This window comes from Microbacterium sp. F2E (genome assembly GCF_020905435.1).
In the GTDB taxonomy this organism is placed as follows: Bacteria; Actinomycetota; Actinomycetes; order Actinomycetales; family Microbacteriaceae; genus Microbacterium; species Microbacterium lacticum.
This window is the reverse complement of record NZ_JAJJIB010000020.1, coordinates 20,902-43,113: the sequence shown is the minus strand read 5'-3', so window position 1 is coordinate 43,113 and position 22,212 is coordinate 20,902. Positions and strand designations below refer to the sequence as shown.

Annotated in this window: 24 protein-coding genes and 3 tRNA genes; 7 read left to right on the top strand and 20 right to left on the bottom strand. The window is 70.7% G+C overall.

Features of this window, described 5'->3' with window-relative positions:
* Window positions 1-64 precede the first annotated feature (64 nt).
* From LOK55_RS12695 to LOK55_RS12680, 4 genes are all read right to left on the bottom strand, one after another.
* Window positions 65-430 carry a hypothetical protein gene (locus LOK55_RS12695; protein ID WP_229935650.1) on the bottom strand — a complete coding sequence of 122 codons (366 nt, stop codon included), beginning with the start codon at window positions 428-430 and terminating at the stop codon, window positions 65-67.
* A gap of 123 nt (window positions 431-553) precedes the next feature.
* Window positions 554-1,504: an endonuclease domain-containing protein gene (locus tag LOK55_RS12690; RefSeq protein WP_229935649.1), complete on the bottom strand. Its 951-nt coding sequence runs from the start codon at window positions 1,502-1,504 to the stop codon at window positions 554-556.
* A 456-nt stretch (window positions 1,505-1,960) separates the two neighbouring features.
* Window positions 1,961-3,418 carry a cardiolipin synthase gene (gene cls / locus LOK55_RS12685; RefSeq protein WP_229935648.1) on the bottom strand — a complete coding sequence of 486 codons (1,458 nt, stop codon included), beginning with the start codon at window positions 3,416-3,418 and terminating at the stop codon, window positions 1,961-1,963.
* A gap of 106 nt (window positions 3,419-3,524) precedes the next feature.
* Window positions 3,525-3,716, bottom strand: coding sequence for a hypothetical protein (locus LOK55_RS12680; RefSeq protein WP_229935647.1), 192 nt, complete (start codon window positions 3,714-3,716; stop codon window positions 3,525-3,527).
* Window positions 3,717-3,816: 100 nt separating this feature from the next.
* Here LOK55_RS12680 and LOK55_RS12675 point away from each other — a divergent pair, with 100 nt between their 5' ends.
* Window positions 3,817-5,040 (top strand): DUF4192 family protein, encoded by a 1,224-nt coding sequence (locus LOK55_RS12675; RefSeq protein WP_229935646.1) that lies wholly within the window; start codon window positions 3,817-3,819, stop codon window positions 5,038-5,040.
* A gap of 64 nt (window positions 5,041-5,104) precedes the next feature.
* Here the strand turns inward: LOK55_RS12675 and LOK55_RS12670 are convergent, their stop codons facing one another.
* From LOK55_RS12670 to tilS, 14 genes are all read right to left on the bottom strand, one after another.
* Window positions 5,105-5,857 carry a LysE family transporter gene (locus LOK55_RS12670; RefSeq protein ID WP_196323146.1) on the bottom strand — a complete coding sequence of 251 codons (753 nt, stop codon included), beginning with the start codon at window positions 5,855-5,857 and terminating at the stop codon, window positions 5,105-5,107.
* A gap of 12 nt (window positions 5,858-5,869) precedes the next feature.
* Complete coding sequence (gene lysS, locus LOK55_RS12665; protein ID WP_229935645.1) at window positions 5,870-7,396, bottom strand: lysine--tRNA ligase; 1,527 nt, start codon at window positions 7,394-7,396, stop codon at window positions 5,870-5,872.
* Window positions 7,397-7,484: 88 nt separating this feature from the next.
* Window positions 7,485-7,613: a hypothetical protein gene (locus tag LOK55_RS14145; protein ID WP_268252579.1), complete on the bottom strand. Its 129-nt coding sequence runs from the start codon at window positions 7,611-7,613 to the stop codon at window positions 7,485-7,487.
* A 205-nt stretch (window positions 7,614-7,818) separates the two neighbouring features.
* The gene (locus LOK55_RS12660; RefSeq protein WP_141381033.1) at window positions 7,819-8,523 is read right to left on the bottom strand and encodes a Rossmann-like and DUF2520 domain-containing protein; all 705 of its coding nucleotides are present in this window, start codon (window positions 8,521-8,523) and stop codon (window positions 7,819-7,821) included.
* Window positions 8,520-10,421, bottom strand: coding sequence for a PH domain-containing protein (locus LOK55_RS12655; protein WP_374107658.1), 1,902 nt, complete (start codon window positions 10,419-10,421; stop codon window positions 8,520-8,522). Before LOK55_RS12655 ends, LOK55_RS12660 begins: the two co-directional genes overlap by 4 nt.
* On the bottom strand, window positions 10,418-11,050 hold the full coding sequence (locus LOK55_RS12650) for a PH domain-containing protein (RefSeq protein ID WP_229935644.1): 633 nt from the start codon (window positions 11,048-11,050) through the stop codon (window positions 10,418-10,420). Before LOK55_RS12650 ends, LOK55_RS12655 begins: the two co-directional genes overlap by 4 nt.
* A complete protein-coding gene (locus LOK55_RS12645; RefSeq protein WP_229935643.1) occupies window positions 10,995-11,486 on the bottom strand; it encodes a DUF3180 domain-containing protein in 492 nt (163 codons plus the stop codon). Before LOK55_RS12645 ends, LOK55_RS12650 begins: the two co-directional genes overlap by 56 nt.
* Window positions 11,483-12,043: a 2-amino-4-hydroxy-6-hydroxymethyldihydropteridine diphosphokinase gene (folK, locus tag LOK55_RS12640; protein ID WP_141381036.1), complete on the bottom strand. Its 561-nt coding sequence runs from the start codon at window positions 12,041-12,043 to the stop codon at window positions 11,483-11,485. The genes LOK55_RS12645 and folK overlap by 4 nt, the downstream gene beginning before the upstream one ends.
* Window positions 12,040-12,447, bottom strand: coding sequence for a dihydroneopterin aldolase (gene folB, locus LOK55_RS12635; protein ID WP_229935642.1), 408 nt, complete (start codon window positions 12,445-12,447; stop codon window positions 12,040-12,042). The genes folK and folB overlap by 4 nt, the downstream gene beginning before the upstream one ends.
* A gap of 29 nt (window positions 12,448-12,476) precedes the next feature.
* Complete coding sequence (folP, locus tag LOK55_RS12630) at window positions 12,477-13,424, bottom strand: dihydropteroate synthase (RefSeq protein WP_229935641.1); 948 nt, start codon at window positions 13,422-13,424, stop codon at window positions 12,477-12,479.
* A 1-nt stretch (window position 13,425) separates the two neighbouring features.
* Complete coding sequence (folE, locus tag LOK55_RS12625; RefSeq protein WP_229935640.1) at window positions 13,426-14,061, bottom strand: GTP cyclohydrolase I; 636 nt, start codon at window positions 14,059-14,061, stop codon at window positions 13,426-13,428.
* A gap of 6 nt (window positions 14,062-14,067) precedes the next feature.
* Window positions 14,068-16,077 (bottom strand): ATP-dependent zinc metalloprotease FtsH, encoded by a 2,010-nt coding sequence (gene ftsH, locus LOK55_RS12620; protein WP_229935639.1) that lies wholly within the window; start codon window positions 16,075-16,077, stop codon window positions 14,068-14,070.
* A gap of 101 nt (window positions 16,078-16,178) precedes the next feature.
* Window positions 16,179-16,730 carry a hypoxanthine phosphoribosyltransferase gene (gene hpt, locus LOK55_RS12615; RefSeq protein WP_229935638.1) on the bottom strand — a complete coding sequence of 184 codons (552 nt, stop codon included), beginning with the start codon at window positions 16,728-16,730 and terminating at the stop codon, window positions 16,179-16,181.
* Window positions 16,731-16,775: 45 nt separating this feature from the next.
* Complete coding sequence (gene tilS / locus LOK55_RS12610) at window positions 16,776-17,780, bottom strand: tRNA lysidine(34) synthetase TilS (RefSeq protein ID WP_229935637.1); 1,005 nt, start codon at window positions 17,778-17,780, stop codon at window positions 16,776-16,778.
* Window positions 17,781-17,865: 85 nt separating this feature from the next.
* On the opposite strand from tilS, the gene LOK55_RS12605 reads away from it, so the two are divergent.
* Window positions 17,866-18,399, top strand: a complete 534-nt coding sequence (locus LOK55_RS12605) for an inorganic diphosphatase (protein WP_229935636.1) — start codon at window positions 17,866-17,868, stop codon at window positions 18,397-18,399.
* 96 nt (window positions 18,400-18,495) lie between these two features.
* Here LOK55_RS12605 and LOK55_RS12600 read toward each other — a convergent pair whose 3' ends face one another.
* Window positions 18,496-19,917 carry a M23 family metallopeptidase gene (locus LOK55_RS12600; RefSeq protein WP_229935635.1) on the bottom strand — a complete coding sequence of 474 codons (1,422 nt, stop codon included), beginning with the start codon at window positions 19,915-19,917 and terminating at the stop codon, window positions 18,496-18,498.
* A gap of 245 nt (window positions 19,918-20,162) precedes the next feature.
* Here LOK55_RS12600 and LOK55_RS12595 point away from each other — a divergent pair.
* From LOK55_RS12595 to LOK55_RS12580, 4 genes are all read left to right on the top strand, one after another.
* Window positions 20,163-20,235 (top strand) — tRNA-Glu (locus tag LOK55_RS12595).
* A 28-nt stretch (window positions 20,236-20,263) separates the two neighbouring features.
* Window positions 20,264-20,337: transfer RNA gene (locus tag LOK55_RS12590), tRNA-Asp, on the top strand.
* A gap of 75 nt (window positions 20,338-20,412) precedes the next feature.
* Window positions 20,413-20,485: transfer RNA gene (locus LOK55_RS12585), tRNA-Phe, on the top strand.
* A 264-nt stretch (window positions 20,486-20,749) separates the two neighbouring features.
* Window positions 20,750-21,349 (top strand): class I SAM-dependent methyltransferase, encoded by a 600-nt coding sequence (locus tag LOK55_RS12580; RefSeq protein WP_229935634.1) that lies wholly within the window; start codon window positions 20,750-20,752, stop codon window positions 21,347-21,349.
* Window positions 21,350-21,358: 9 nt separating this feature from the next.
* On the opposite strand, the gene LOK55_RS12575 is transcribed toward LOK55_RS12580, so the two are convergent.
* Window positions 21,359-21,853 (bottom strand): GNAT family N-acetyltransferase, encoded by a 495-nt coding sequence (locus tag LOK55_RS12575; RefSeq protein WP_229935633.1) that lies wholly within the window; start codon window positions 21,851-21,853, stop codon window positions 21,359-21,361.
* A 112-nt stretch (window positions 21,854-21,965) separates the two neighbouring features.
* Here LOK55_RS12575 and LOK55_RS12570 point away from each other — a divergent pair, with 112 nt between their 5' ends.
* Complete coding sequence (locus LOK55_RS12570) at window positions 21,966-22,199, top strand: DUF2188 domain-containing protein (protein ID WP_229935632.1); 234 nt, start codon at window positions 21,966-21,968, stop codon at window positions 22,197-22,199.
* The last annotated feature ends 13 nt before the right edge of the window (window positions 22,200-22,212 follow it).

Sequence of the window (22,212 nt, the reverse complement as noted above, 5' to 3'; positions counted from 1 at the left end):
CGACGCTCCTCGCGCTCCGGACTGATAGCCATGGTCTCCATGATGTTCTCCTTCGAGATGAACCTCACCCCTTACACAGACCATCTGATACCCCCAGCCCGATAGCTTTTCCCAGGGTCTCGATAGTCTGCTCGAGTTCACGCACGCGGGCTGTCAGCCGGGCGACCTCCGCCTCCTGCGCGGCGCGTTCACGGGCGCGTTGCCGCTCGATGCCGGTGCGCTTCTCTGGTGGGGTCACCACTCCACCTTCTCGCGGGATCAGTCCACGGTCGAGATCACCGTCGAACACCGCCGACCGCCACCGCCGGAGCCGGTCATACGAGACTCCCTGCTCCTCAAGCCAGAACGCCTTTTGTCCATACGGCTGGATCTCGTACCGATGCACGAACTCACGAATCTGCTCCGTCGAGAACCCCGGACTGATCGACATACCCGCCAACTCCCTCACTGATCATGAATGACTCACGACCAGCTTGGCGAAGAGGGACCAAGCCCGCACACCCGCAAAATGCCGCGAGCGACGCAACGCGAGCCCCGAGCGGATGCCGCGGACTCACACTCGCGCGAGCGCGCGGCGCACTCGCGCCGCAAGCCCAACCGCGCCGCCGTCGAAGTCGCCCTTTGTCACTCGGATCACGCGCCAGCCCGCCTCGACGAGCCGATCGACCCGCGCGATGTCGGCCGCCCACTGCGCGGGGTCGGTGAGGTGATGCTCCCCTTCGTATTCGAGCGCGAGCTTCGCCTCGGGATAGGCGAGGTCGACCTGGGCGAGCCACTCCCCGCGGTGCCATACATCGAAATTGACCTCCGCATCGGGGACGCCGCCCAGCTGGAGGAGGACCCGCATCCGGCTCTCTGCACGCGAGCGCGAGCGGGTGCTCACGAGCGGCAGCGCCTCTTTCAGCAGTGCGCCGCGCACGCGTCGCCCCGCACCAGCAGCGGCACGCAACTGGTCGATCGTCGCGAGCGCCGGCGCATCGTTGGTGTGCAGCGGCTGGCGGACCGCGGCATCCGCCACCGCGACGACATCGTCGAGCCGTGCCAGCATTCCGCCGAGCAGAGCCCAGGTGCTCGCGACCGTCGAGACCGGCACCCCCAACTCCGGATGCACGACGCTGTACGTCATGCCCCCCTTGAGCGCATGACTGATCACACCCCGCCCCGCGGGTGCCCGGCGCGGGAGGAGTACCGCAACGTCCGGTAGCCGATCGACCACGAGCCAGGAGGGCAGCGGGAGTCCCCACATCACCGCCGCGGGGACGTGGCTGAAGAACTCGTAACCGGTCATGCGGTGCGCGTACTGCAGCGCCCGCTCGCGCAGCATCTCTTCGGCGGTCGGCGCCGGCCTGCTGCTGGCTGGCGGCGCGTGGCGCACCGCGCGCACCCCGTGGTAAGGCTGCGCGAGGTCACCAGCGCGCAGCCTCGACGGGGTCACTCCGGCCTGCCGAGCCGCGCCGACGGAGAACGCGGTACCGAGATCGGAAGGAAGCGGCGACGGATGCATGGCATCACCCTCGCGCGAGGCGGTGTGCGGTGCGGGTTATCCACAGCGGCAGGGCGACGGCGCGTGTTTTGCGCCGCTGTGGAGGAGGATGTGGCCGAAGCTGTGGCCGATTTCGCTCGCGCGGGGATGTGGGTCCACCCGGGCGAACTCAGCGAATTGGCGCGAGCGAAGCGGCATCCGTCACCCCCGATGGCGCCAAATCGCGACCGCGGCCGCGAAACACCCGCAAAATGGCGCGAGCGAAATCCCACACGCGGCAGGGGCCACGCCCGCAAGCGCCCGACGGCGCCAAATCGCGACCGGCAACCCAGAACACCCGCAAGATGACGCGAGCGAAGCCCAAACGCGCGACATCCGCAACGCGCGGCCACCGCCCCCACTGGCACCCAAACGCGACCACGACTCCAGAACACCCGCAAAGTGGCGCGAGCGAAGCCCCACACGCCGCCCGCGGCGTCACTGCAGTGCGGAGGTGAGCCGGGCGAGGTTGTCGAGCACGGTCGAGCGGAGCGGCTGCTTCATCCACTCGTCGAGGGTGAGCTCGCGGCTCGACGCGCGGTACTGGTCTTCGACGGCGCGCAGCTGACGGACGTATTCCTCGCCGCGTATGAGCAGCGAGATCTCCAGGTTGAGACCGAACGAGCGCATGTCCATGTTGCTCGACCCGATGACGGCGACCTCGTCGTCGACCGACATCGACTTGGAGTGCAGGATGTACGGCTTCTTGTACATGTAGATCTTCACGCCGCCGCGTAGGAGAGCCTCGTAGTAGCTGCGCTGCGCGTGGTAGACCATCGCCTGGTCGCCCTCTTCGGAGACGAACAGCTCCACGTGCACCCCGCGCTGGCAGGCGGTCTGGATCGCGAGGAGCAGCCCCTCGTCGGGCACGAAGTACGGCGAGACGATGATGAGCTTGTCCTGCGCCGCGAACAGCAGCGACATGAACAGCTTGAGGTTGTTCTGGAACTCGAACCCGGGGCCCGACGGGATGACCTGGCAGTCGAGATCACCGCTGCCGGTGCGCACATCGAACAGCTCGATGTCGATGATCTCGTCGGTCTCGCTGTACCAGTCGGAGAGGAAGACGGCGTTGATGGATGCCACGACGGGCCCGTCGATGCGGGTCATCATGTCGACCCAGCGCAGGCGCCGCTTGATGTTCTTGCGCAGGTTGTACGTCGGATCGGTGATGTTCTGCGAACCGGTGAACGCCACCAATCCATCCACAACCAGGAGCTTGCGGTGGTTGCGGAGGTCAGGACGCGTGTACGCTCCGCGGAACGGCTGGACGGGCAGCATGAGATGCCAGTCGGCACCCATGGCGTCGAGCCGCTTGATCGTCTTCTTGTAGAACGGCTTGCCGCGGTTGGCCCAATGATCCAAGAGGACGCGTACGGCGACCCCGCGGGCGGCCACTTCTTCGAGTGCGGCGAAGAAGTCGTCCGTCGTGGCATCGCTCTGCAGGATGTAGAACTCGACGTGCACGTACTCCTGCGCCTGCCGGATGGCCTCGGCCATCGTGTCGAGCGACTCCTCGTAGCCGGAGATCAGGATCGCGCCGTTGTCGCCCGAGATCGGCATGGCGCCGAGGTTGCGGTTCAGGCGCACGAGCGAGCGGAACCAGTCGGGCGCGTTCGGGCGGAGGGTGCCGAGGTTGAGGCCGCGGCTCATCTGCCGGATGCTCTCGTTGATGACCTCTTGCTTGCGCCGGCGCTTGCGCGGCAGGCGCGGGTTGCCGATGAGCAGGAACAGCAGCACGCCGACGATCGGAATGAAGTAGATCGCCAGCAGCCAGGCCATCGCCGCGGTGGGGCGACGGTTTCGCGGCACGAAGATGATCGCCAGGATGCGCACGGTGATATCGAGCACGAAGACGAAGATCACCCAGACGAGTGCCCATCCGGTCTGATCCACGCGCTCTCCTTGCCCCCGATGGTCTGCTCAGCGTATCGGGCGAGTGTTCACGCGGGGAGTCGGCCGGGCCTCACCCGGCGCGTCGGTCGCGCTCAGGCGGCCCGACTCAGGCGGCCCGGTGATCGGATCCTGCGGGCGGGAGGCCGCGCTTGGCGCGCTCCTCCTCTTCGATCCGTGCGTAGGCGCGGCGCTCGCTCCGGTCCATGCGCAGAATCGATCGGAGCACGAAGGCGAACAGCCCCAGCACCACGACGGTGGGCAGCAGCGACCAGACGACGGCGACCCAATACGAATCCATGGCTCCATCGTACGGAAGTTATCCACAGGCGTCGATTCGGCCTCCACAATCGGGTCTTCGCCGCTCCCACCCGCCCCCGCGAGCGAGCACGCTCGAGCGCATGTCCGTTACCGTGAAAGCCGCCGATGCGGCGCAGTTCCTGTCTCTCGTCCCCCGGCTCCTCGGCTTCACGCCGACGCGGAGCCTCGTTCTCGTGCCGATGGCGCGCGGCCGAAGTCTCGGCGCGATGCGCCTCGACCTGCCGCCCGACGACCTCGTCGACACCCTCGCCTCGCGCGCGATCGGCATGATCTGCCGCATGGCCGACGCCGAGGCCGTCATCGCCGTCATCTACACCGACGAGGCGATCGGCAGCGGACCCGGCGCGGCGTTCGGACTCCCGTCGGAGGCGGGATTCCGCCTCCCGGGCCGCGCCCTGATCGACGCGCTCGACGCGCACGCGGATGCCTGTGGCATCCACGTCATCGATGCGCTGACCGTGGCGACCGACGGGTGGGGCGGGCACGACGACCCCGATCTGCCGCCGGGCGGGCATCCGCTCGACGGGCTGCGCGTGCACGCGGCCGACGCGGCGTCGCTCGATGAGGCGGGGGTGGATGCCTCGCCGCACGGCGATCAGGCGTCGGGGGCGACGCTGCCGCCGGTCGACGCGCAGATGAGAGAGGCGGTGGCGCAGGGCATGGGCGCGCTGTCGGCGGCGCTCGAGGCGATCTGCGGCATCCCGTCGGTGTCGGAGAGCACGCGCGGCTCGTCGCGCGAGACGAAGGGGACGGGCAGGGCGACAGCGGAGAACAGCCCCCGCATCGACCCGGCGGCGCTCGAGGCGGCGTGCGAGCTCGACGACCTGCCGACGCTGTACGAGGACGCGTTGACGTGGCAGCCGTCGGACGCGCCGATGCGCACGGCGATGCTCGGATGGTGCCTGGCCCGTCCGTCGCTGCGGGATGTCGCGCTCGTGCAGTGGGCGACCGACGTCGCCGGCGGCGACCTGGCGATGGAGGCGCAGCGCCGGTGGGAGGACGGTGCCGAGTACCCCGCCGATCTCGCCTCGGTGATGTGGGGCGAGGGTCCGCGGCCCGACGCCGAGCGCCTCGAGCGCGCCCTGGCCCTCGTGCGGGAGGTCGCGGCGCTCGTGCCGAAGACGCAGCGACCGGGCCCGCTCGCGCTGTGCGCGTGGATCTCGTGGGCGCTCGGCCGCTCGTCGCACGCCGACCGCTACGCGGCGATGGCACTCGCGATCGATCGCCGGCACGGGCTGGCCGACATCGTGCGCTCGTTCGTGCGGGCGGGACATCTGCCCGACTGGGCGTTCCGGCTGCGGTGATCCGGGGCGCGGAGCGGCGCGTGGCGGGGCGGCGCGGCTGCGGCGCGGCGCCGACCGGCGCGGGTCAGTGGACGAGTGCGAGCAGCACCGCGACGGCGAGGAAGAGCGAGCCGAACACCCGGTCGATGATGCGCTGCCCGCGCGGGGTGCGCGTGAACCGGCGCAAGCCCTGCGCCGCGAGCGCGAAGAAGCCCCACATCACGGCGATGTCCACGGCTACCGCGGTGGCGGTGACGGTCGCGTACTGCGGCAGCAGCGGATCGGCGGGCCGGATGAACTGCGGGAGGAAGGCCAGGAAGAACACGATCGCCTTCGGGTTCAGCAGATTCACCCACAGCCCGCGCCGGAACATCGACCAGCGCGTCTCGACGGGCGCGGCAACGGGCGCGGCGCCGGTCGGTTCCGCGCGACGCGCGTCCGCGTGAGGAGCGACCACCCCCGTTGACACCGCCCCCGGCGAGACCGCACCCACCGAGGCATCCGTCACCTCATCGCTCGCAGACCAGGCCTCGGCGCCCTCCGCCTGAGGCGACGGGCGCTGCACGAGCAGCCGCAGCCCGAGGTAGGCGAGGTAGGCCGCGCCGGCGTAGCGGATCACGTTGAACAGCACGGGAGAGGAGGCCACGAGCACGCCGACGCCGAGCGCGACGATCGCGATGTGCACGATCAGGGCCGCCTGCTGGCCGAGGATGCCCCAGATGGCGCGCCGGAATCCATGGTTCAGCGCGTTGCCCATCGTGTTGATGGCCCCGGCACCCGGGGTGAAGCTGATCACGATGCACGCGACGAGCAGCGTGAGCCAGAGCGAGGCCGCCATCGCGCGCGGGCGCTACTTGACGAGCGGGAAGAGGATCGTCTCGCGGATGCCGAGACCCGTGAGGGCCATCAGCAGCCGGTCGATGCCCATGCCCATGCCCCCGGTGGGCGGCATGCCATGCTCGAGGGCGCGCAGGAACTCCTCGTCGACGCGCATCGCCTCGTCGTCGCCGCGCGCGGCGAGCTTCGCCTGCTCGACGAACCGCTCGCGCTGGATGACGGGGTCGACGAGCTCGGAGTATCCGGTCGCCAGCTCGAAGCCGCGGACGTACAGGTCCCACTTCTCCACGACGCCCGGGATCGTGCGGTGCTCACGCACGAGCGGTGAGGTGTCGAGCGGGAAGTCCATCACGAACGTCGGACGCTCGAGCGAGCCCTTGACGAAGTGCTCCCACAGCTCCTCGACGTACTTGCCGTGCGTCGCGACCTTCTCGGGCACCTCGACGCCGACCTCCGCGGCGAGCGCGCGCAGCACGTCGAGCGGGGTCTCGGGGGTGATCGTGCGGCCGGATGCCTCGGACAGCGAGCCGTACATCGAGAGGCGCTCCCACTGCCCGCCGAGGTCGAACTCGGTGCCGTCGGCCCAGGTCACGGTGGTGGAGCCGGCGACCGCGACGGCGGCGTTCTGGATGAGCTCCTGCGTGAGGTCGGCGATGCCGTTGTAATCGCTGTAGGCCTGGTAGGCCTCGAGCATCGCGAACTCGGGGCTGTGGGTCGAGTCGGCGCCCTCGTTGCGGAAGTTGCGGTTGATCTCGAACACGCGGTCGATGCCGCCCACGACGGCGCGCTTGAGGAAGAGCTCGGGGGCGATCCGCAGGTAGAGATCGGCGTCGAACGCGTTGGAGCGGGTGACGAACGGCCGTGCCGCGGCGCCGCCGTGCTGGATCTGCAGCATCGGCGTCTCGACCTCGAGGAATCCATGGTTCGTGAACGTGTCGCGCAGCGACGCGTTCACCTTGGCGCGGGCGATGACGGTGTCGCGCGCCTGGTCGCGGACGATCAGGTCGAGGAAGCGCGAGCGCACCCGGCCCTCCTCGGAGAGCTCGGTGTGCAGGTTCGGCAGCGGCAGCAGCGCCTTCGCCGCGATCGCCCAGCTCGCCACCATGATCGACAGCTCGCCGCGGCGGCTCGAGATCACCTGACCGGTGACAGAGACGTGGTCGCCGAGGTCGACGAGCTCCTTCCACGCCTGCAGCGACTCCTCGCCCACCTCGGCGAGCGAGACCATCGCCTGGATGCGCGAGCCGTCGCCCGACTGCAGCGACGCGAAGCACAGCTTGCCGGTGTTGCGACTGAAGACGACCCGTCCGGCGACCGACGCGGTCACGCCGGTCTCGTCGCCCGCTTCGAGCTCGGCGAACCGGGCGCGCAGCGCCGGGATCGTGTCGGTGACGGGCACGGCGACGGGATAGGCGCCGCCCGCGGCATCCACCCGCTCGGCGATCAGCCGATCACGCTTGCCGAGCCGCACCGCCTTCTGCTCGTGAACGTCGTCGTCGGCGGGGACGTCGCTGGGCACGGATGCGGGCGCATCGGTCATGGGTGGGGCTCCTCGAAAGTCGCCTCCGATCCTACCGGGGCCGCCTCGCGAGGTCGGCCCGCCCGACGTGTCCGCGGCAGTGCACTACTCAGCCCCGAAGCCAGCTCCGCAGGACATCACCGGCCGTGCGCATGACGGCGAGCGCTTCGTCGCGCGCGGGAGCACCCGAAGGCCAGTTGACGAGCACGGCATACGCGACGCGGCGCGTCGGCGACATCACCAGGCCGGTATCCGCTCGCACCGTCCGCCGCGGCGCGGCCGCGCGGTGGCGTGTCGCGGGCCCGCTCGACGGCCGCATGCGAGAGCGAGGCGAGGAAGAACCCCCGTTCGAGCGACTCCTGGCCACGTGTGGCGGCCTGGGCCGCGTCGACCCCGCCACGAGTGTCCACAAGTCGGCGGGATGCGGCGCACCGCCGCCGCGGCTACGGCAGGTCGTCGTCGGCCGGGGCGCCGTCGCCCGCCTCGACGAGGGCGCGTTCGGCCGTCGAGTGCACGAGCGGCGCGAGATAGCGGCCGGGGGCGGGAACCCCGGCATCCTCGAGCAGACGCGCCGCCTGCCGGACGATGGATGCCGAGAACTCGGTCGCCGTCGCGATCGCCTCGCCGTAGGCGGCACGGTCTTCCTCGGCGACGACGACGGGCTCGCAGCCGAGCTCGACGGCGAGCGCCTGCGCGATGGGCAGCACGGCGGCCGGCGCGGTGACGGCGGCGAACGCCTCGCGCAGCTGCCGGAGGTCGATCGTCGTACCGGTGAACGCGATGGCCGGGTGCACGGCGAGCGGAATGGCGCCGCGGGATGCCGCGGGCGCGAGCACCCCCGCGCCGTGCGCCGGATCGGTGTGCAGCACGAGCTGCCCGGGCTGCCACGCGCCGACCTCGGCGAGACCGGCGACGACTGCGGCGAGCTCGGCGCCCGGCACGGCGACGATCACGAGTTCGCTCCGCCGTGCCACCTCGTCGGCGGGCAGCACCGGCACTCCCGGCAGGATCGCCTCGACGCGATCGGGATCGGAGCTCGCGGTGATGCCCGTCAGCGCGTGCCCCGCCCCGGCCAGCGCCGCCCCGATCACGGGACCGACCCGGCCCGCGCCGATGATCCCGACGCCGAGTCTGCTCGCCTGATTCACCGCTCCTCCTCCCGGGCGTGCACGCCGCCCGCCTGCATCTGGTCGCCCTGGATGAGGCGATCTTCCGCCGCATCCACGAAGGCGGCCGCCTCGTCCCACCGGTGCGACCGGTCGGAGGCGGCCTCGGCGATCGCCGCCGCCTCGACCTGCTGCCACGCGAGGAGCGCGTCGTCGCGGTCGATGATGCCGATCGCGCCCGACACCTGCCCGAGCACGGTGTGGCCGGTGAGGTTCGCGACGCGCAGCGCGCGATCGACCGGACCCTGCGAGATACGCACCGACTGCAGGCGGGCGAGCGGCAGGATGATCAGCGCCCGCCGCAGCACGCCCCGCCGCAGCAGCAGCGCGCCGCGCGCGAGCAGCAGGCCGTTGCGTCGCCACGACAGCGGGCGCAGCCACCAGGCACGGCGCGGCGTGGTCGTGTACGGGTCGCGTGCGCCGGCGTCGACGTCGCCCGACGCACCGTCGACACCGCCCGGGGCGACGTCGGCATCGCCCCGCACCCCGTCGCGACCCGACTCCCCCGCCTCCCCCGCCCGCCCCGTGCCCTGCATCCCGTCGGCGATGAGCGCGGCGGCCTCGTCGTGGGTCAGGTCGGGGAGGAACAGGCGCAGCACGCGCTCCACGTCGTCGGTGCTGCCCACCGGCAGCACGTCGGCGAACAGCTGCGACTGGGTGTCGCTCGCCGCTCGGCCCGACAGCCGGTTCACGCGGATCGACCACCACCCGAACGGGCGCCAGAGCAGCGGCTGATGCACCTCGAACGCGTGCACGCGCCCCGGCGGCAGCGTCTCGGTGATCGTCGTGAACAACCCGAACGTGATGCGGACCCCCGCCGAAGTCGGCGCGATCGAGTAGCGCAGCGACCGCGTGATCGACCGGAACCAGTAGGCGCCGAATCCGATCATCGTCGGCACGAGGGTGAACAGCACCCACGGCGTGCCGACGATCGATCCGACGACCACCGCGGCGATCAGCGCGAGCAGCCAGATCGTCGCCCCCGAGAGCAGGTGCGAGGCGATCAGACGCCCGGTGGGGATGTGCACGACGGATGCCGGTTCGACAGCATCGGCGTCGACGCCGTCGATCAGCCCCGTGATCCCCGCGCTGACGGCGCCCGCTGCCGCGCGCGTGATCGGGACGCCGCGGCGTTCGGCCGCCTGCGCGGCCGCGAGCCTCCGACCCGACGCGAGGCGCAGGATGTCGGCACGGACGGCTTCGGCGTTGGCGGTGGACAGGTACTCGAGCTTGACGTTGGCATCCATGCCCGCCCCGACGACCTCGAGCTTCGCCGCGCCCAGCAGGCGCGCGATCATCGGGCGGGTGAGATTGACGCCCTGCACGCGGTCGAGCGGCGCGCGGCGCTGCGTGCGGAAGAGCACCCCGCTTCTCACCTCGACGTCGTCGCCGGTGATGCGGAAGGTGTGGAAGCGCCACGACAGCCAGAAGATGCCGAGGAGGATCAGCAGCACCCCGAGCACACCGAGCCCGGCCACGAGCCACAGGTTGTTCTGCCACACGTAGTCAACCGGGTCGCCGCCCTCGTACCGCTCCCACTCGGCGAGGCCGGGCAGCAGCCACACGACGATCCGGTCGCGGAGGTTCGTGATGACGATGCCCATCACGACGATCAGGAAGAGCCCGCCGCGCAGCACCGGAGTGAGCGGATGCAGCCGGTGCCACTGCCCGTCGCTGAGCGGCGAGCGCACGTCGGCGACGGCCGACGGCGCCAGGTGCCCGTCGACGCCGCGCTCGGCGTCGATGTCGAGGTCGCGCCCCGGGCCGAGCCCGTGCCCGAGGTCGGACCCCGGGCCGAGCCCGGGCCCGGGCGCCGGCGCGCCGGAACCCGCCGCGCCCGATGCGGGAGCGGCGCCCCCGTCTGCCGAAGGATCGCTCACAGGCCGGTCCGGCGGGTCTCGGCGACGGCGATGAGGGTGTCGCGCAGCTGCTCGGCGCCCTGCTGACTGAGCCCCGGAATGGTGACGCCGGTCGCGGCGGCGGCCGTGACGAGCTTCAGCTGCGCGATACCGAAGGCGCGGTCGAGCGGCCCGTGGGTGATGTCGACGAGCTGCATGCGGCCGTAGGGCACGGCGACCATCCGCTGCCAGAGGATGCCCCGGCGGAACACGAGGTCGTCGGCGCGCAGCTGATAGCCGTACGCGCGGGCCTGCCGCGGCAGGATCGCGAGCGTCCAGAGGGTGATCACGATCACGATCGCGGCGGGGATGAGGATCCATACCTGCCCGAGCACGAGCCAGAACACGAGCGCGGCCGCGACGACGAGCGCGAGGAAGGCGCCCGTCGAGATCAGCTGCACCGCGATGTAGCGCCGCGAGATCTGATGCCAGACGCCGTCGCCGAGCGGCAGCCGGTTCTCGCTCCGCGGTTCGAGTACGCGGTCGTACGTGCCCGCGTCGAGCGCGTCCGTCGCGCGCGAGTCCGACGCCGCAGGCGTGCCCGCGTCGAGCGCGTCAGCCGTGGTGGGAGAGACCGAGTCCGGGCTCGTCTGGTCCGGGTCGTTCGTCATCGTCGTCCTTCCGGATGGTGCACAGGTGCTCGGCCACGAGTGCCGCCGCGAGCAGCACGAGCGCGCCGACGAGCGTCGCGATCACCGCCACCGTCGAGCCTACGGGGGCGACGGGCCGGGTGAGCAGGAACACGAGCAGTCCGGCCGCGAGACCTGCGATCACCGCGCCCACGACGCTGGATGCCTTGGCCAGCATCGCCACGCGCACGGCGCGGAACGGGTCGATCGGTTCGGCGCTCCGGCCCGTGATCGCGCGGCGGATCGGCAGCGCGAAGGCGACGGTCGCCGCGCCCAGCAGCACGAGCAGCACCGGCAGCAGCAGCGACGGCGTGAAGGTCGCCCGCCCCGCGCCGGTCAACAGTTGGTCGATGCCGAATCCGACGACGCCGCCGATGAGGGCCGCGACGATCAGCGCTCCCGCGCTCGTGCGTCTCATGCGCCGTCCGCCGAGTCGGAGGCCCGGAGCCTCGCGAGCAGGTCGTCGACCCGGCCGACACCCGGCAGCACCGCATCGGGGTCGACCGTCAGCCACGGCGCGAGCACGAAGTCGCGCTCCGCGGCCCGCGGATGCGGCAGGGTCAGCGCGGGGTCGGCGCTCCGCACGTCCCCGTACGCGATGAGGTCGAGGTCGAGCGTGCGATCCTGCCAGCGCGGCTGGTCGGCGGTGCGGGCAGGACGCCCGTGGCGCGCTTCGATCGCGTGCAGATACCCGAGCAGCACGCTCGGCGCGAGACGGGTGGTGAGGAGCGCGACCGTGTTGAGGTAGGCGGGAGCCGAGGCATCCGGCCCCTCCGGCGTGAGCGCGACCGACTCGATCGGCGCGGCGGCGACGACCTCCGTGGTCAGCGGCAGCCGGGCGAGGTCGCGCAGCGCCTCGTCGATCGTGGCGGCGCGGTCGCCGAGATTCGCGCCGAGCGCGACGACGGCGATGGTCTCGTCGGACGGGCGGGCGGGGGCATCGCCCTGATAGCCCTGCGCGAGCCGGCGGTTCACCGCGCCACTCCCGTCGGCGACAGCGGCGCGGCATCGACCGGCTTCGACCGGCGGATCGTGACCGCGACGTCGGCGAACGGCACCGGGATCGGCGCCTGCGGCTTGTGCACCGTCACGGCCACGCGCTCGACGCCGGGCCGCGCGAGCAGGTCGCCCGCGATGCGCTCGGCGAGCGTCTCGAGCAGGTTCACGGGCTCCCCCGCGACGATCTCGGCGATCCGCTCGGCCGCCTCGCCGTAGTGGATCGTGTCGGTGACGTCATCGGATGCCGCGGCGCCCGCGGTCTGGACGAACAGAGTCGCATCGACCACGAAGTCCTGCCCGCGCTCGCGCTCCTCGGCATAGACGCCGTGCCAGCCGAACGCGCGCACCCCCGTCAGCGTGATCTCGTCGATGACGTCCACGTCTCCTCCTGTGTTCTGTCGTTCGCCGGTCATCTCGTGCCGCCCCGCGCGTCGGCCGTGCGCGCCCGGGCGTCCGTCGTCTCCGCCGGAACACCCGCGTTCCACGCGTGCGCAACGGCGAGCGAGTCGCGGGTCGCGGCCACGGCGTGCACCCGCACCGCCCAGACCCCGGCCTGTGCGGCGAGCACGCTCGTCACCGCGGTTGCGAGGTCGAGCCGAGCGGCATCGAGCCGTGCGGCATCGAGCCGTGCGGCATCGACCGGCGCGGCATCGGCGGAGGCCGCATCGCCCGGGGCCCCGGCAGCCGCCGTCGCGGTGGCCTCAGCATCCGTGAGCACTTCGGCGAGGAATCGCTTGCGGCTCGTGCCGACGAGCACGCGCGGGCCGAGCGCGATCACACGGTCGAGCGCGCGGAGGGCCTGCCAGTTCTGCGCGCCGCGCTTGCCGAACCCGATGCCCGGGTCGAGGATCACTCGGTCGGGCGAGATTCCCGCGGTCGCGGCCGCGCGCAGGCGCGCTTCGAGTTCGCCGGTCAGCTCGGCGGCGAGGTCGGCGTAGCCGGCGCGCGCGTACATGTCGGTCGACGGCCCCCGCCAGTGCTGCAGCACGATGTCGGCCCCCGTGGACGCGACGGCGGGCAGCATGTCGGGGTCGGCGAGACCGCCCGACACGTCGTTGACGATGCGCGCCCCCGCGGCGACGGCGGCGAGCGCGGTCGACGCGTGCATCGTGTCGATGCTGACGACGGCGCCGGCCGCGACGAGCCCCGCGACGACGGGGAGAATCCGCTCCTGCTCGAGCGCGGCGTCGACGGGCTCGGCGCCCGGCCGGGTCGACTCTCCGCCGACATCGAGCACGCCGGCGCCCGCGGCGCGCAAGGCGAGTCCGTGCGCGATCGCCGCGTCGGAGTCGAGGTAGCGACCGCCGTCGCTGAACGAGTCGGGTGTGACGTTGACGATCCCCATGATGACGGTCATCTCAGCCGCCCGTCCCACGGTCGCGGGAGTCGTCGGCGGCGCTCTCGGCGCCGTCGCCGACGCTGATCAGCAGCATGATCTCGGCGCGCGCCGCGGGCTCGGCGAGCTCTCCGCGCGCGGCGATCGTGACGGTCGCCGCGTCGGGCTGGCGGCCCCCGCGCATCGTGACGCACTCGTGGTGGGCGCTCAGCACGACGAGCACGCCGCGCGCGTCGAGAGCCCCCGCGATGGTGTCGGCGATCTGCTCGCCGAGACGCTCCTGCACCTGCGGGCGTGCGGACAGCACGTCGACGACCTTCGGCAGCGCTCCGAGTCCCACCACCTGCTCGCCGGGCAGGTAGGCGATGTGCGCGCGACCGGCGAACGGCAGCAGATGGTGCTCGCACACCGAGCGGAACCGGATGTCGCGGAGCACCACCGCCCCGGAGGGAAGGGTGTCAGGAGCCGGCCCCCGAGACACCGAGATGGTGTGGGCGAGGGGGGCCGCGGCATCCTCACCGACGCCGGCGAAGAACTCCGCGTAGGCGTCGGCGACGCGCTGCGGGGTCGCCTTCAGCCCCGGACGGTCGGGATCCTCGCCGATCGCCGCGAGGATCTCCCGCACGGCGGCGGCGACACGCTCACGGTCGACGGCCACGGCGGCTTAGGCGGTCGCCGGTCTCGCCTGGCCCGCCTGATGGCGCGCGGGAGCCGTGCCGGCGACCTGCTCGGGAACGGCGGCGGCCGAGGCGGCGAGCCCGGCCTCGTCCTGCCGGCGCGGCACCTCGACCGGCGGCAGGGTCGAGACGGGGCGGTCGCTGCTCGAAAGCCACTGCGGACGGGGCGGCAGCTTCTTGACGTCGGTGAAGATCTCGGCCAGCTCGAGGTGGTCGAGCGTCTCCTTCTCGAGGAGCGCGAGGGCGAGACGGTCGAGCACGTCGCGGTTGTCGTTGATCACCTGGTAGGCCTCGTTGTGGGCCTGTTCGATGAGCAGGCGCACCTCCTGGTCGACCCGCTCGGCGATGCGCTCGGAGAAGTCGCGACCGTGGCCCATGTCACGGCCCATGAACACCTCGCCCGACGACGAGCCGAGCTTGACGGGGCCGACCTCGGTGGTCATGCCGTACTCGGTGACCATCTTGCGGGCGATACCCGTGGCCTTCTCGATGTCGTTGGATGCCCCGGTGGTCGGATCGTGGAAGACGACCTCTTCGGCGACGCGGCCGCCCATCGCATAGGCGAGCTGGTCCTGCAGCTCGTTGCGCGTCACCGAGTACTTGTCCTCGAGCGGCAGAACCATCGTGTAGCCGAGCGCCTTGCCGCGCGGCAGGATCGTGACCTTCGTGACCGGGTCGGTGTTGTTCATCGCCGCGGCCGCGAGCGCGTGACCGCCCTCGTGGTAGGCGGTGATGAGCTTCTCGCGGTCCTTCATCACGCGGGTGCGGCGCTGCGGGCCGGCGATGACGCGGTCGATCGCCTCGTCGAGGGCACGCATGTCGATCAGCTGCGCGTTCGAACGCGCCGTGAGGAGCGCCGCTTCGTTCAGCACGTTGGCGAGGTCGGCGCCGGTGAAGCCGGGCGTCTTGCGGGCGATGACCGAGAGGTCGACCGAGGGCGAGAGCGGCTTGCCGCGGCCATGCACCTCGAGGATCTTCTGACGGCCCTTCAGGTCCGGGGCATCCACACCGATCTGGCGGTCGAAGCGGCCCGGGCGCAGGAGCGCGGGGTCGAGGATGTCGGGACGGTTGGTCGCAGCGATGACGATGACGTTGACCTTCGGGTCGAAGCCGTCCATCTCGACGAGCATCTGGTTGAGGGTCTGCTCGCGCTCGTCGTGCCCGCCGCCCATGCCGGCGCCGCGGTGGCGACCGACGGCGTCGATCTCGTCGATGAAGATGATCGCGGGAGAGTTCTCCTTGGCCTGGGTGAACAGGTCGCGCACGCGGCTCGCGCCGACGCCGACGAACATCTCCACGAAGTCCGACCCCGAAATGGAGTAGAACGGCACGCCCGCCTCGCCGGCGACGGCCCGCGCGAGCAGGGTCTTTCCCGTTCCGGGAGGGCCGTACAGCAGCACGCCCTTCGGGATGCGGGCGCCGACCGCCTGGAACTTCGACGGGTCCTTCAGGAAGTCCTTGATCTCCTGCATCTCTTCGATCGCCTCGTCGGCACCGGCGACGTCGGCGAAGGTGACCGTCGGCGTCTCCTTGGTCACGAGCTTCGCGCGCGACTTGCCGAACTGCATGACCTTGCTGTTGCCGCCCTGCGCGGCGGAGAAGAAGAACCAGAAGAGCAGGCCCAGCAGCAGCAGTGGCAGCAGGAGCGAGATCATGCTCTCGAAGAACGTCGTGCGCGGCACCACGTCGTTGAAGCCGTCGGACGGGTCGGCGGCGTCGATCGCCGTCACGACCTCGTCGGAGCGCGCGCCGACGTAGTAGAACTGCACCTGCGTGGCGCCTTCGTACTCCGCCGAGAGCGTCATGTCCACGCGCTGGTCGCCATCGGTGTTGGTCACCTCGGTGACGGTGCCGCCCTTCAGCAGCGTCAGACCCTCCTGGGTGGTGATCTGCTTCGCGCCCGTCAGCGACGAGATGAGCGTCATGCCGGCGAGCAGCAGCGCGCCGATCAGCAACACGTAGACGAACGGGTTGCGCGTGAGCTTCTTGAAATCCATGGTGCGATCAGGCTACCCCGGCCCGACTATGGCGCGTCTGTGCATTCGCCACAGGCGAACCGCGAGCGGGGCGGGGGCGAGGGCGCCTGCGGGCGGGCGGCTCAGCTGTAGACGTGCGGCGCGAGCACCGCGACGTCGCGGAGGTTGCGGTAGCGCTCGTCGAAGTCGAGGCCGTAGCCCACGACGAAGTCGGTCGGGATGTCGAAGCCGACGTAGCGGCTGTCGATCTCGACCTTGGCGGCGGCGGGCTTGCGGAGGAGGGCCAGGATCTCGATCGACGCCGCCCCGCGGGAGGCGAAGTTCTCGAGCAGCCACGAGAGGGTGAGCCCCGAGTCGATGATGTCCTCGACGATGAGCACGTGCTTGCCGGTGAGGTCGGTGTCGAGGTCTTTGCGGATCTGCACGACGCCGCTCGACTTGGTGCCGGCGCCGTACGACGACACGGCCATCCAGTCCATCGTGATGTCGCGGGTGAGCATGCGCGCGAAGTCGCTCATGACCATGACCGCGCCCTTGAGCACGCCGACCAGCAGCAGGTCCTTGCCCGCGTAGTCGGCTTCGACCCGGCGGGCGAGCTCCTCGAGCTTCGCGTGGATCTCCTCCTCGGTGACGAGGACGGTGGTCAGCTGGTCAGCGATGTCGGCCGCGCGCATTCCACGATTTTAGGCGACGGATGCCAGAGATCGTGCCGCGGCGCTTCAGACGGGCATCCGGGTGGTGAAGACGAGGCGCGTGCCTTCGCGCGCCGCGCGGCAGCCGGGCAGGTCGATCGGGCCCTGCCCGCGCCAGTCGGTGACCAGGCGCGCGACCTCGAGGGTCTGGCTGCGGGTGAGCGAGACGCCGAATTCGCTCGCCACGACGTGCCGGATGATGCGGTGGCGGAGCGCCGGGGGGTTCGCGGCGAGCGCCGGCACCGACACGGCGATGCCGGCTTCGGCGTGCTCGACGATGTCTTCGATGGTCTCGTCGATCATGTCGGCGAACGCCGCGGCATCCTCGCGCAGCTGCTCCGCCGTGCGGGCGAGGGCGTCGGCGACGCCCGGGCCGAGTTCGGCCTCGAGCACGGGCATGACGTCCTGCCGCACCCGCACCCGGAGGAAGCGGCGGTCGAGGTTGTGCGGGTCCTCCCAGACCGGAAGGCCGAGCGCGGCGCAGGACGAACGGGTCTGCGTGCGGCGGAGGTCGAGGAGCGGACGCAGGATGCGGATGCCCTCTTCTTCCCGCTCCGGCGCCATGGCGCCGAGGCTCGCCGCCCCCGATCCGCGGGCGAGGCCGATGAGCACGGTCTCGGCCTGGTCGTCGAGGGTGTGAGCGAGGAGCACCGCGGCGGCGCCTGCCGCGCGCGCGGCGTCGAGCAGTGCCGCGCGGCGGGCGTCGCGGGCGGATGCCTCGGGGCCGCCGTTCCCCTCGGGTGCGGCGACCTCGACGCGCACGGCGTGGGCGTCGAGCCCGAGCTGCTGCGCCGTGCCGACGGCGCGCGCCGCGACCCGGTCGGAGCCCTCCTGCAGGCCGTGGTCGATCACGACCGCGTGCGCCGCGATGCCCGCCTTCGGCGCCTCGAACGCGACCGCGGCGGCGAGCGCGAGGGAGTCGGCGCCCCCGGACAGCCCGACGAGCACCGGTCCGTCGACGCTCTGCAGCGCCGCGCGCACGGCGCGGCGGATCTCGGCGGTGGCGGGGTCGAGACCCGGGCGGTGCTCCATGCCTCCCACGCTAGCCCCGGCCGGGCCGGCCGCCGCGACTAGGCTGGGACGCGGCATCCACCAGATCGTTCGAAGGAGCACCAGCATGGGCGCATACGACGCCGTCATCGAGATCCCGCGCGGCAGCCGCGTGAAGTACGAGGTCGACCACGGCACGGGCCGCGTTTTCCTCGACCGCGTGCTGTTCACCCCGATGGGCTACCCCGCCAACTACGGCTTCTTCGAAGACACCCTCGGCGAAGACGGCGACCCGCTCGACGTGCTGCTGCTGCTCGACCGCGACCTCTACCCCGGCATCATGGCGAAGGTGCGCCCCGTCGGCGTGCTGAAGATGCTCGACGAGGCCGGCGGCGACGACAAGGTCGTCGCGGTGCTCGCGAAGGACCCGCGCTGGGAGCACATCCAGGACGTGGGCGATCTCGACGAGTGGACCAAGGGCGAGATCACGCACTTCTTCGAGCACTACAAGGACCTCGAGCCCAACAAATGGGTCAAGATCGACCAGTGGGGCGACGCGGCCGAGGCCGAGCGCCTGGTCGGCGAGGCGTTCGAGCGCTTCCAGGCCGAGGGCGCGCAGACCGCGACGCAGGGCGAGGGCCACGCCCCGAAGACCATCTGAGCGACCTGTTCAGAGCCGAAGAGCGGATGCTTAGGCATCCGCTCTTCGTTGTTTTCGCCGTATGGCCTTCGGCCGCGGTTTGCCGCCGCGGGGCCGTCAGTAGACGTTGATGCCGTGGTCGTAGAGCACGGGCGCCGGGTCGATGCGGACGCCCTGCCAGTAGACCTCGAAGTGCAGGTGGCAGCCATCGACGAGGCCGGTCGCGCCCACGTAGGCGATGACGTCGCCGGCGTTGACCCATTGTCCGTAGCCGACGTTGAAGCCGCCGGTCACGATGTGTGCGTAGCCGGTGACGATGCCGCCGCCGTTGTCGATCTTGATGTAGTTGCCCCAGTCGGGGGTGTACGAGGCGAAGATGACGGTGCCCGACGCGGCCGCGTAGATCGGCGACCAGCATCCGGCCGCGAAGTCGATGCCGCGGTGGCCGCTCGAGGTGCAGCCGTTGGGGCCGCAGATGCTGCCGCGGTTGCCGAACCACGAGCTGATGTAGCCCGACGCGGGGCGCACCCATCCGCCCGAACCCGTCTGACCACCCGATCCGGAGCTGCTGCCGCCTCCGCCTCCGCCGCCACCACCGCCACCGCCGTTGTTGGCGTTGTTTGCGGCTTCCTCGGCGGCGCGGCGCGCCTCTTCGGCGCGCGCGGCGGCCTCGGCGGCCAGGCGCGCCTCTTCGGCCTTGCGGCGCTCTTCGACGCCGATCTGATACTGGGCGACCGTGGTCGCGGTCGTGTCTTTCAGCGCAGCGAGCTGGGCCTGCAGGGTGTCGAGGTTGGCGTTCTGGGTGTCGAGCGCCGCCTGCGCCGCGATCGCGGCATCCTGAGCGGCGGTGGCCTTCTCCTCGGCGATCTTCTGCAGCCGATCGCGCTCGTCGCGGGCGATCTGGGCCTGGTTGCTGAGGTTCACCGCGTTGTTGCGCGCGCCCACGGCGTCGGCGTAGACGCCCTGGTTGGCCGCGACGAGGCGATCCATCGTGCCGAGCTTGGCGAGCAGATCGTCAGCGGAGGCGGCGGAGCCGGAGAAGAAGAGGTCGAGGGCGGCGTCGTCGCCGCCGGAGCGGTACTGCTGAGCCGCCAGGCGGCCGAGCTTGCGGGCGGTTTCGGCGGCGCGCGCCGTTTCGGCGTCGGCCTGAGCCTGCAACGAGGTGGCCTTGTCGAAGGCGGTCTCGTATTCGATCTGGGCGGCGGTGAACTCGGCGGCGAGACGCTCGGCCTCGGCCTGCTTGGCGGCGACGTCGGCCTGCAGGCTCGCGATGAGTCCCTCGATGCGGGTGACTTCGGCGGCCTTGGCGGATTCGTTGTCTTTGGCGCGCTGCACGTCGTCCCACGACGGGTAGTCGGCGGCGAAGGCGGCGGTGCCGCCGAAGCCGACGCCGAGACCGATCGCGCCCAGGGCGCCGAGTCCGATGGCGCCGAGGCCGATCGCGCCGCGGCGCGAGAGGGGGCCGCGGAGGGCGTTCAGCTCACGCGGGGTCGGCGCGCAGCCGCAGTCCTCTGCAGATCCGGCTTCGTCCGTCACCACGTTCCGCCTTTCGTCGTGCCCGCGATACCACCGCCGGGCGCGCTGAGGTCACTCTGACACCACGAGCCACACTAACAACATTCGCACCGGAGGCACAGGTGTCTCACGCTCGGCGCGCGGGTCAGCACCCCTGGCATCCTCCCCCTCTTCACGCGCGCAGCGCGCACCCCACGCCCTCGATTTCCGAATTGGCCCGCTATCTCTTATGCTTGAGCGTCGGTAAGAATGAGCCTCCGGGTTCGCTCGGCCCCATCGTTTAGCGGCCTAGGACGCCGCCCTTTCACGGCGGTAGCACGGGTTCGAATCCCGTTGGGGTCACTCCACCGGCAGACAATTGAATAAGCATGGCCCTGTAGCGCAGTTGGTTAGCGTGCCGCCCTGTCACGGCGGAGGTCGCGGGTTCAAGTCCCGTCAGGGTCGCTCCGAGCGACGGGCCCTTTGTCTTCAGAGGGCCTTTCGTCTAGGACGCGGCAGTTCGTTTCACGCACGCCGCGCGGCTCTGTAGCTCAGTTGGTAGAGCGCACGACTGAAAATCGTGAGGTCACGGGATCGACGCCCGTCGGAGCCACAAGGCTGATCATTACAATCAGCCCAGAAACCCTCGCCTAGCTTCTACATGGCGGGGGTTTTGCTTTTCCCTGGTGAGGGGCGGTTTTTCGCTCGTTGACCTGGCTCCCATCCCCCGGTCGTTGAGCGAGCGGAGCGAGTCGAAAAGTCCATAGCGGATGCCGATTGGCTTGCCCGGTCCACGGCTTGGGCCGGTCTGGGGCCGGTCTGCGTCGAAAACCGCACCAGAGGATTCACCGTGCGGTTACCCCGATAGCCTCTTGGCGTGACCGATGTAGCGACCGCGTACAGCGCCCGAGCTGCCGAGTATGTGGAAGCCCTCGGGTCGATGACCGCCGTGCATCCGAGCGACGAACAGCTTGTCGACACCTGGGCAAGCATGACGTCGGGACGAGTACTCGACGCAGGTTGCGGACCGGGCCACTGGACCAACTACCTCCACAATCATGGCGTGGACGTGTATGGACTCGACGTGGTCCCGGAGTTCGTCGAGAAGGCTCGAATCGCGCACCCGTCTGTCCGGTTCGACCTCGGGAGCATCGACGCGATCGACGAACCCGATGACAGCCTCGCCGGCATCCTCTCCTGGTTCTCTACGATTCATCACGAGCCGTCCCAGATCGCCATCCCGCTCGCCGAGTTCGGTCGCGTTCTTCGGCCCGGCGGCACCCTGTTACTCGGCTACTTCGAAGGCACCGAGATCGAGCCCTTCGACCACGCAGTCGTTCGCGCCTACCGCTGGCCCGCGAGTGAGCTGAGCGCGATGCTCGAGGACGCCGGGTTCGACATCATCGAGACGCACCACCGGACCGCGCGAGATTGCCGCGATGTCGGCGCCCTTCTCTGCGAACTCCGCACGCGCTGAGCCGCGCAGCTACCGCACCATCCGCGCGTCGGTGATCAGCGGGGCATGCGGGTCGATCTGCTCGGTTCCATCGAAGCGGAACCCATTGCGCACATAGAACGCCGTGGCGCGAGGGTTCTCCTTCGCAACCCACAGCATCGCCGGCGCGGTTCCCAGAGCTTCGTCGAGGAGTGCCTGCCCGACACCCGTCCCGTACTGAGAAGCCAACACGTAGATCGCGTAGAGCAATCGGTCGCGGGGCGCTTCCTCACCCTCCAGCCCTTCGCCCGGCCCAACCCATGCGAACCCGACGATCGCGCCATCGGCCTCGGCCACGCGAACGATCATGTCCTCTCGCCGCTCCGTCAGCACGTGATGCCACATACGGTGCCGCCGGTCGACGTACTCTTCCGAGAAGTATTCTGCGGGAAGCAGGTGAGCGTAGGCCTCCTTCCACGTCGCGACATGAAGGTTAGCGATCACCGGCGCATCAGCGGGTTCAGGATCTCGGATCGTGAATGCCATACAGCGATGGTGCCACGAGGGGCACCATGCCCGACTCTTGGCGACTCCGCCCGTGACGCCAACGTCGGCAGCCCTGGATATCCTCTCCATCGCCACCAGAGGAGGTGATGACATGGGCGATTATCACGTGACCTACGACAAGGACGACGAGCAGTGGAAGGCCACTCGCGCTGGGGGACAGCGGGCTTCAGGGACCTTCGACACTCAGGCCGACGCGATCTCGCGAGCGAACCAACTCGCGGCGAACTCTGGCGGCGGAGAGGTCAACATCCACCGCAAGGACAACAACCAGATCCGTGACAAGAACACGATCGGCAAGACCGACCCGTTCCCGCCGCAGGGCTGACCCATTCCCCCGC

Coding starts and splice junctions, on each gene's coding strand:
- LOK55_RS12695 (WP_229935650.1), bottom strand. CDS start 430: ATGTCGATCAGTCCGGGGTTCTCGACGGAGCAGATTCGTGAGTTCGTG.
- LOK55_RS12690 (WP_229935649.1), bottom strand. CDS start 1,504: ATGCATCCGTCGCCGCTTCCTTCCGATCTCGGTACCGCGTTCTCCGTC.
- LOK55_RS12680 (WP_229935647.1), bottom strand. CDS start 3,716: ATGGATTCGTATTGGGTCGCCGTCGTCTGGTCGCTGCTGCCCACCGTC.
- LOK55_RS12675 (WP_229935646.1), top strand. CDS start 3,817: ATGTCCGTTACCGTGAAAGCCGCCGATGCGGCGCAGTTCCTGTCTCTC.
- LOK55_RS12670 (WP_196323146.1), bottom strand. CDS start 5,857: ATGGCGGCCTCGCTCTGGCTCACGCTGCTCGTCGCGTGCATCGTGATC.
- lysS (WP_229935645.1), bottom strand. CDS start 7,396: ATGACCGATGCGCCCGCATCCGTGCCCAGCGACGTCCCCGCCGACGAC.
- LOK55_RS14145 (WP_268252579.1), bottom strand. CDS start 7,613: ATGTCGCCGACGCGCCGCGTCGCGTATGCCGTGCTCGTCAACTGGCCT.
- LOK55_RS12650 (WP_229935644.1), bottom strand. CDS start 11,050: ATGACGAACGACCCGGACCAGACGAGCCCGGACTCGGTCTCTCCCACC.
- LOK55_RS12645 (WP_229935643.1), bottom strand. CDS start 11,486: ATGAGACGCACGAGCGCGGGAGCGCTGATCGTCGCGGCCCTCATCGGC.
- folP (WP_229935641.1), bottom strand. CDS start 13,424: ATGACCGTCATCATGGGGATCGTCAACGTCACACCCGACTCGTTCAGC.
- ftsH (WP_229935639.1), bottom strand. CDS start 16,077: ATGGATTTCAAGAAGCTCACGCGCAACCCGTTCGTCTACGTGTTGCTG.
- hpt (WP_229935638.1), bottom strand. CDS start 16,730: ATGCGCGCGGCCGACATCGCTGACCAGCTGACCACCGTCCTCGTCACC.
- tilS (WP_229935637.1), bottom strand. CDS start 17,780: ATGGAGCACCGCCCGGGTCTCGACCCCGCCACCGCCGAGATCCGCCGC.
- LOK55_RS12605 (WP_229935636.1), top strand. CDS start 17,866: ATGGGCGCATACGACGCCGTCATCGAGATCCCGCGCGGCAGCCGCGTG.
- LOK55_RS12575 (WP_229935633.1), bottom strand. CDS start 21,853: ATGGCATTCACGATCCGAGATCCTGAACCCGCTGATGCGCCGGTGATC.
- LOK55_RS12570 (WP_229935632.1), top strand. CDS start 21,966: ATGGGCGATTATCACGTGACCTACGACAAGGACGACGAGCAGTGGAAG.